General features: G+C 59.0%; 8 protein-coding genes. All 8 read left to right on the forward strand.

From position 1 onward, the window contains the following. Nucleotides 1-401 precede the first annotated feature (401 nt). Complete coding sequence (locus DCO57_RS21895) at nt 402-1,592, forward strand: PfkB family carbohydrate kinase (RefSeq protein WP_116701052.1); 1,191 nt, start codon at nt 402-404, stop codon at nt 1,590-1,592. A 27-nt stretch (nt 1,593-1,619) separates the two neighbouring features. Beyond that, complete coding sequence (locus DCO57_RS21900) at nt 1,620-2,372, forward strand: ATP-binding cassette domain-containing protein (RefSeq protein WP_116701053.1); 753 nt, start codon at nt 1,620-1,622, stop codon at nt 2,370-2,372. Nucleotides 2,373-2,441: 69 nt separating this feature from the next. Continuing rightward, a complete protein-coding gene (locus DCO57_RS21905) occupies nt 2,442-3,428 on the forward strand; it encodes an autoinducer 2 ABC transporter substrate-binding protein (protein WP_116701054.1) in 987 nt (328 codons plus the stop codon). Nucleotides 3,429-3,498: 70 nt separating this feature from the next. Continuing rightward, nucleotides 3,499-4,479, forward strand: coding sequence for an ABC transporter permease (locus tag DCO57_RS21910; RefSeq protein ID WP_165814812.1), 981 nt, complete (start codon nt 3,499-3,501; stop codon nt 4,477-4,479). Next, entirely contained in the window at nt 4,476-5,456 is a 981-nt protein-coding gene (locus DCO57_RS21915; RefSeq protein ID WP_116701056.1) for an ABC transporter permease, read from the forward strand. Before DCO57_RS21910 ends, DCO57_RS21915 begins: the two co-directional genes overlap by 4 nt. After that, nucleotides 5,456-6,409, forward strand: coding sequence for a carbohydrate kinase family protein (locus DCO57_RS21920; RefSeq protein ID WP_116701057.1), 954 nt, complete (start codon nt 5,456-5,458; stop codon nt 6,407-6,409). Before DCO57_RS21915 ends, DCO57_RS21920 begins: the two co-directional genes overlap by 1 nt. Nucleotides 6,410-6,411: 2 nt before the next feature. Further along, complete coding sequence (locus DCO57_RS21925) at nt 6,412-7,386, forward strand: hypothetical protein (RefSeq protein ID WP_165814813.1); 975 nt, start codon at nt 6,412-6,414, stop codon at nt 7,384-7,386. After that, nucleotides 7,383-8,396 carry an SIS domain-containing protein gene (locus DCO57_RS21930; protein ID WP_116701059.1) on the forward strand — a complete coding sequence of 338 codons (1,014 nt, stop codon included), beginning with the start codon at nt 7,383-7,385 and terminating at the stop codon, nt 8,394-8,396. Before DCO57_RS21925 ends, DCO57_RS21930 begins: the two co-directional genes overlap by 4 nt. Nucleotides 8,397-8,545 lie beyond the last annotated feature (149 nt).

Below are 8,545 nucleotides of genomic sequence, written 5' to 3' on the forward strand. Positions count from 1 at the left end.
AAATTTATTTTTACGGAAATTAGTCTTTAAATTTTCCGGGAATTACGCTTGAAGTGGTCCCGGGAATCTGGACAGTCGTCTCAGACGTATCCCAAACCTTTGAAGGGATACGAAAATGGCAAAGCGCCGGAACTTCACAGATCAGTTTAAGGCCAGGGTAGCGCTTGAGGCGATCCGCGGGGAGTGAACGGTTTCGAAGCTGGTAGCCAAGCACCCGCTGCATCCGAACCAGATCACGCAATGGAAGCGGTAGGGGCATGTCCCAATCGGTGCAACAATTGAAAAAAATTCAATAAATAAAATCAAACTTCCGGAAATTTCACCTCCATGCACAAGATTTACGCTTGAATATGCAGGAAAACGACTCGCATAATTGAAGCGGTTCAATTTTGAGAGTGAGCATGAAACGTTCCAGACCAACAATCTCGGATGTAGCCCGTGAGGCAGACGTCTCAGTGGGTACCGTTTCGAACTATCTCAACGGCACGGCGAACGTGCGAAAGGCTACCAAGCTCCGCATTGACGCAGCAATTCGAAGACTGGCCTACAGACCGAGTACATTTGCCCGCGCCTTGTCCAGCAGTTCCGTGGTGGACAAGGAGCTGGATCGCAGCAGCATGCCCCGTTTGATCGTCGTGGGTTACACGAGTGTAGACTACATGTGCCGGGTGGATGTCCTGCCACATCGTGACGACCGGGTTACTGCGCACCACATCGAAAAGGCTCTCGGGGGACCGGCCGCCAATCTTGCGGTCGCAACGGCAGGGGTCGGGGCCAACGGATCGTTTGGTGTTGACGTCGAATTGGCAACCGCCCTCGGTGATGATCCGGACAGCGAATGGGCTATTGTCGAATTGGCGGCAAAAGGGGTTCACGCGGTGGCCATCCGTGCGCCTGCCAACAAGAGACTGTCGCGCTGCATCGTGTTCATCGAACCGAACGGCAGCCGCACGATTGTCAATGAACCCTTTGAGCTTTCCGAAATGGACCTGACAGACCATTTCGATCTGTCGCGTTCGGACCGCAAGTCCTGCCTGCACATAGAAGGCTACCATCTGGACGGTATGCGAGGATCTATCGGTCGTCTGAAGGAGGCTGGCTGGCTCGTTACGCTGCATAGCGCCGGGCTGCCGGAAACCGTGCGCTCGCCGTCATGTTTTCTGCAACTGCTCGAGGAATTCGACGTTGTCTTTGCCGGAGATGCCCTGATCCGGGAGATCCTGGATATCCGTCTCTCCGGGAACGACCTTGTGAATGCCGTTGATATCCAGCTGGCACGGCTGGAGCGTCGAGGTGCCCTGGTCCTGACCCTGGGGGCAATGGGGGCGGTTGTTTTTCCGCCGACCGCCGAGTCCCCTGTTTCGCTGGCGGCTCTACCGGTGCTGTCGGTCGATGCCACGGGAGCCGGAGACAGTTTCGCAGGCACATTTCTGGCCTATTACCTCAACGGCGCGACGCTTGCGGACGCCGCGCAGTACGCGGCCGCCAGCGCGAGTCTCACGGTTACCGCGGAAGGCGCACAAGGCCGCACATCGTCACATGAGGATCTCGTTGAAGTTCTGAAAGAGCAGAAATTGCTGCCCACCCCCTGATGAGGTGGCGCACGGAAAGGTCAGTCGATGGTTTTTAGAATGTCGGGCATCGTGAAGCGCTTCGGGGGGCTGGTCGCGCTGGATGATGTCAATTTCGAAGTCTCGAAGGGTGAAGTCATGGCACTCGTCGGCGACAACGGCGCCGGCAAGTCCACCTTGATCAAGACTATGTCCGGCGCACATGCTCCCGACGGCGGAACGATCGAAATGGAAGGCAGGCTCGTTCAGTTCCGCTCACCGCAGGAAGCCTGGGCGAGCGGCATCGCGACAATATACCAGGAGCTTGCGCTTGCCGGGAAGATGACTGTGGTAGACAACATCTTTCTCGGTCGCGAAATCAAGAAACCGGTGCTTGGAATTCCATTCCTGGACCGGCAGGCAATGCGCAAACGCACGGCCGAACTTCTGGATCAACTGGACGTCCATGTGCCCAGTGTCGATTCCTGGGTGGAATCGATGTCCGGTGGCCAGCGACAAGGCATCGCCATCGCCCGTGCGCTCAACATGGACGCACGACTTATTATCATGGATGAACCCACTGCGGCACTTGCCGTCGCCGAAGTGCGCAAGGTGCTCGAGTTCATCAAGAGGCTTCGCTCCGAAGAAAAATCGGTCGTTCTCATTTCTCACAATATCCAGGATGTCTTCGAAGTCTCAGACCGCATTTCCGTCATGCGGCACGGACGCTGCATCGCTGTGCGCGAAACGGCCAAGACGACTCCTCAGGAAATCATAGGTCTCATCACCGGGGCCCATGAGGTACGCGCCGCCGCCTCCTAAAGGCGCAGGGTGTAGCGGACAGTCTCAAAAGATCCGCGAACCCAGATCCAGAAAAAAGGGAACATTAGCATGAAGAGAATTCTGAAAAGCACCGTTTTTGGCCTGGCCGCGGTCACCATACTTGCAGGATCCGCATTGTCGCAAGACAAGGTGCGAGTTGCCTTCGTTCCGCAAATTCAGGGCATCCCCTATTATGTCGCCATGGAAGAGGGAGCAGAAAAGGCCGCTGAAGCTTTTGGTGTCGAATACATTCAGCAAGGACCCACCAGCACGAATGCGACCGACCAGCTTCGGATTTTCGAGAGTTTCGTGAGTCAGGGAGTCAATGTGGTTGGCGTCTCGCCCGTTGACGTGGAAACCTTGAAGCCCGCGATTTCCAAGGCGCGTGCCGAAGGCATTCATGTCATCACTTCGGATGCGGATGCAGCCGGAAGTGAGAGGGAATTCTACGTGGCGCAGGCCATGGACCAGGATCTCGGCTACACGATCCTCGACGAGATGGTCGAACGGGCGGGAACGGATGCCAAGATCGCGATCATTTCGGATGCTCCCACAATCGCAAGCCTGAATGCGTGGATTGCGGCGATCAAGGAACGTGCGGAAAGCAAATATCCGGATGTTGAAATCGTGTCGGTCGATCACACCGACGGCACCGCTTCCCGGGCATTTCAGTTTGCCACAGACGCGATGACCCGCAATCCTGATCTTGGCGGCATCATCGGCATTGCGTCGACGACCTGCCCGGGCATCGGTCAGGCCGTCGAGGCCGCCGGAAAGCAGGGACAGATCGTCTCGGCAGGTTTCTGCTCGCCGAACACCGTAAAGGACTATGTCCTCAACGACGCGATGACCTACTCGGTGCTCTGGAACCCCGCCGATCTGGGCTACCTCACGGTCTGGGCCGGAAAGCAGGTCGCCGACGGTGCCTCCTTCGAGGTCGAGCCGAAGGTTGAGGGTCTTGATGCGAATGTTCGCTGGCTGGAAGAGGAAAAGATCCTGCTGCTTGGAGATCCGATGGTCTTTACCAAGGATAATATCGAACAGTTCGACTTCTGATCACGCTTCATCAAACGAAACCAGCCGCCATCGCCATGCAATGGCGGCTGGGCGCCTCAAAGGATTGATCATGGCTTCGATGGGTGACACTCGCCCGGCGTTGCGTTTCGTCTCGCCGACGGCATCACGCGAACTCGCTTTGATCGCTGCAATCATCATCGTGAGCGTGATTTTTGCCAGCGCTTCGCCCTATTTTCTGACAGTCAACAACCTCGTGCAGACGATGCGTGCGGGACTTGAACTTGCCATCATATCCGCCGGAATGACGTTGGTCATCATCATGGGGGCGATCGATGTCAGCGTCGGCGGGATTCTTGCGGTTTCCGCGATTGTGATCGGGAAGGCCTACCAGGCCGGCTTGCCGGTCTACATCGTGACGCCGGCTGGATTGATGGTCGGAACGGCGCTGGGGGCCTTCAACGGTTTCATAACGGCGAAGTTGAAGGTGCCGCCGATCATTTCGACACTTGGATCAATGTATATCTTCTCGGCGATCATGTTTCTTGTCATCGGCGGCGCATGGATCTCCGGTCTTCCGGGAACGCTCTCCCCGCTGATTAACGGCTGGGTCGGCTTTGTTCCCGCTGCGGCGCTTGTCATAGGGGCGGTGTATCTGCTCGCCTGGGTCGTTCTGAGAAAGCTCTCCTTTGGCAGCCACATCTACGCGATCGGGTGTGACGAGCACTCGGCGCGTCTGGTCGGCATCAATGTCGATCGGACAAAGATCATGACCTATGCGCTATTGGGCTTCCTCACGGGTCTGGCGGCGCTTCTCTACGTGGCGCGGCTTCGGAATGTCGAGATCAACATCGGCACGACAATCGCCCTGGAGGCGATTGCCGCGACCATTCTCGGCGGAACAAATATCCGTGGAGGCGTCGGCAGCCTTCTCGGCACCCTGCTCGGGGTAGCCTTCATTCGCATCATGCAGAATGGTCTCGTCCTAATGGGCGTGTCGTCTCTGTGGGAAACCGTCATCATCGGCTCGCTGCTCATTGTCGTGCTCACCGGCGATGCCCTGAGAAACCGCAACAATGCGAGGGCAATATGACCACCTGGACGAAAGGCCCGGCCATCAGGGATCCGCTGCAGGCGCGCCTGATCCTTCTCCTGGGGCTGTGGCTTGTAGCCATCGCCGCCATGACGCTTCTCTCTCCCTATTTCTGGAGGGTGAGCACGATCCCTTATCTTCTGCAATATGTTCCTGTCCTGGGTTTACTCGGTCTTGGCCAGACGCTTGTGATACTCGCCGGGGGGCCGGGGATCGATCTGTCCGTCGGGTCGGTCGTCTCTCTGGTCGGCGTTGCGGTCGGGGGGCTGTTCACCCTGGGTATTGATATCTGGGTTGCTTGCGGTTTCGGCGTGGTGTTGGGAGCTGCGCTCGGCGGTGTGAACGGGCTTCTCATTAATGTCCTGCGCATTCCTTCCCTTATGGCGACCCTGGCGACGATGTTCGTGTTTGGCGGGCTTGCGCTTGCCACGACAGCCGGACGGCCCATCGGCGGATTCCCGCCGGAGTTCGCCTGGCTGGGACAGGGACATACCTTCGGACTGCCCAATGCGTTTGTTTTTGTCCTTCTGCCGGTCGCGGTCGCCCTGCACGTCATGCTGACTCGCACGACGATCGGCCGGCATATTGTGGCTTGCGGCAACGACGACAGGGCGGCGCATCTGTCCGGCCTGAACGTCGTGCGACTGCGCATTGCTCTCTATGCCCTTTCGGGAGTGCTTGCTGCCCTGGGCAGCATCATCTCCATGTCCTGGTTTCTTGCCGCACGTCCGGATGCGGGACGCGGAATGGAATTGCTGGCGGTCACGATTGCCGTCCTTGGAGGCACTCACATTTTCGGAGGGACGGGCGGGGTGCCCGGAACGATCGCTGCACTCCTGATCGTTACCACGTTGCAGATCGGCTTGCAGCTTGCCAACATTTCGGCCGCCTGGCAGCTCGGTCTGATCGGGGTTCTCCTGATTGTTTCCGTATCGCGCCTTTCCGTCTGGCGCCGCGCGGGAGGCGTCAAATCCTGATGGCGGAGATTGATGTTCTGTGCATTGGGGATCTTGACGTGGATATGTTCGTCTCGATTCCCGCGATCCCAGGTTTTGATCAGAAGATTGCGGGGAGAGGACATGGCCGGATGCCCGGAGGCATGTCCGCCAACTGCGCGGTCGCGGTTGCCCGGCTCGGTTTCAGGTCCAGACTTGTCGCGGCTGTTGGCAGCGACGATTCCGGGAAATTTGCGATCGGGGAGATCCGTGCGGAAGGCGTGGATGTGGAGTATGTGATCCACCGCCGCGAAACGGAAACCTTCATGTGCATTGTCCTGATTTCCCCGTCTGGCGAGAAGTCTCTCATCAAGCTGGAAACGGAGGCCTATCTGCCTCACCCGCACGAGCTTGACAACGCGGCGTTTGAGGGTGTGCGCCATCTGCACACTACGTTCGGTAATCCGGAGCTGGCGCACAAGGCGCTTGCGATGGCCCGGGAGAGGGGCGTTACCACTTCGCTCGACCTCGAACCCCCAGACATTGCGCGCAATCCGCAGCTCCTCGCGGCGCTGCTGCCCATGATCGATACGCTGTTCCTGAACGCCGAAGCCTTTGCCCTGGTTGCCGGGTTGCTTGGAGAGGAACCGCGGCCCGCTCATCTGCACGAAAAGGGCGAGATTCTTGTCACGCTCGGCTCGGCGGGCTGTCGGCGGCTTGTTGCCGGCTCCCGTACAGAGGAGAAGGGTTTTGCGGTGAAATCCGTGGATACGACCGGAGCCGGAGACTGTTTCGCGGGCGCTTACCTCGTCGCGCGGCTCGAAGGGGCGCCGCCTGAAGGAGCGATGAGGATGGCAAATGCCGCCGCCGCCCTGGCGACAACCGGAATAGGGGCGCAGACGGCAATGCCCACCCACGACTGTGTCGCCGCCTTCATGGAAGAGCGCGTGCCGGTCACAACGAGTGGCCCACCCCGCTCAGTCATTGGAGAATGAAAATGCCTGATCGCCGCTTCGATCACGTGAAGGAACTCGAAGTCCTCGGCCTCTCGCCGCCTGACGAGAAGACCATGCATTTCCTGTGGCAAATCGTCGATGAAGGTGTGTTGGGAGCGAGCCGTCATGTGCAATTGTGTAACGAGCTCGTTCTGCACTTGATCGATACCGACGCGGAGGGAGCAAGGCGCGCAAGGTTGGCCGGCTCCTTCATCGCCAGAACGCGCGGTCAGGACACCCCTGTCATCGGGAACAGCCTCGAACTTCTGCTTGCGGGCATTGACGAGCTGAAGCCGGACGAACAGCGAGAGTTGTTGCGGCAACGGACAAGAGAATGGAGCGTGGCGGCTGCGGATCGTAAGGCCAGGCTCGTCGTGACGGCGGCCCGTCACTTGTCTGCAGCGCAAGGACTCATGGCATTCGATTATTCCAGTACCGTTTCCGCAATCGTGGCGAAGATCGCCGAAGATCGGGACGACCTAGTGGTCGTGGTGCCGGAAAGCAGGGCCATCGCGGGAGGCGCGCCCTATCTGGAGGAGTTCCTTCAGCATCGACTGAAAGTACGCTTCATTCCGGATGCGGCGATCGAATATGGGCTTTCGATGTGCGATGCAGTGCTGTTGGGGATTGAAACCTTGCGCGCGGACGGCAGCTTCCTCAACACGATCGGCAGTCGGATGGTCGCCCGGCTCGCGGTCGAAATGGGGGTGGAGGTTTACGGCGCATCCGACCTGATGAAGCTTGACCGCCGCAGCTACCGTGGGCATCGACCGGAGCCTGCACTGCGAAACTACGACGACCTTCTCAAGAGTGGGCTCGGGATCTCCGGCATCGAACGTGCGGATACCTCCGCGCCCGAGCTTGATGTAGTTCCCGGCCGCCTCGTCTCAGCTCTCATGACAGAGTATGGCATCGTGCCGCCATCGGCGATCTGGGCACTTGGACGAGAGAAATTTGGCAGTGGAGAAGCCGCATGAACGCAACGATGCGCCGCGAGATCGATGAGCAGGTGAAACTCCTGCCGGAGCTCCAGCCCCGACTTGCCGAAGCGGCGGACGGCCTGCCGCGCGCCTGCGGTCGTATCCTCGCCGGTGGCTGTGGCGACTCGGCCTTCGCGCCCCAGGCGCTGCAGGCTGTCTGCCGGGCGATGAACCTTCCCCTGGAGGCCAAAACCTCCATGGATATTGCCTGTTTCACGCCCCTCACCGATACTGACACGGTGGTGTTGTCGTCGATCTCGGGCGGAACGAAACGCACTGTGGAAGCTGCCAGTGCAGCACGTGCAGCCGGGGCTCGGGTAATTGCCATCACCTGCCACGGCGACAGCGCTCTCGCGGACGTGGCAACCCGCACGGTCGTGTTGCCGTTCACGCCCCTGTCGCGCAAGACGCCGCACACGCTCGATTATACGATCACCCTCCTGTCGATCGCCGAAGTCCTGCGCAGTCAGGCCGGATTGGCCGACACGGCCCTGGCGCCGGCTACGTCGGATCTGGGCATGCTGCTGCGGGGAGCGAAGGAACGCGTTGGCCGGATTTCCGAAGATCATCGGCCCGAGGGCAAGTTGATCATTCTGGGAGCAGATGGTGATCTGGGGACCGCCAATTATACTGCTGCAAAGTTTCACGAGGCGGGGGGGCTGGTCACGTTTTGCGCGGAAACCGAGAACTTCGTGCACGGTATGAACTTCATGCTGGACCCTGAAGACACTCTTGTCGTGCTTGGCTCCACCGAAGCGGCTGTCCGGCGAGGTCGTTCCGTGGTCAATGCCTTTTCCAGTCTCTGCCGGACGTATCTGCTGACGACAGAAACAGGACATGCTGCGCCTGACGTAATACTGCGCCGCGTGTTCCAGCTTACGTTCATGGTGCAGGAGCTCTGCCTGGCGGTTTCAGACAAACTCGGACTTTCTCTTGAAGCGCCGCGGGCCGGAAGACCCCGTGGGGCCGAGCACCTCGAAGCGCAGACAAGGGCCATGGCCAGTTGATATCCGCCGCACTGAACGGGCGTGATGATGTAGACGCCCGCCGCTGGCTCAGATGTGCCAAGGTAGGTTTTGTTTCAATCCTATTTGGAGGCGTCGATGTCAGAAGTTCATACAATTGGTTTGGATTTGGCGAAATCGGTATTCCAAGC

The organism is Labrenzia sp. 011, assembly GCF_003075075.1.
In the GTDB taxonomy this organism is placed as follows: domain Bacteria; phylum Pseudomonadota; class Alphaproteobacteria; order Rhizobiales; family Stappiaceae; genus Roseibium.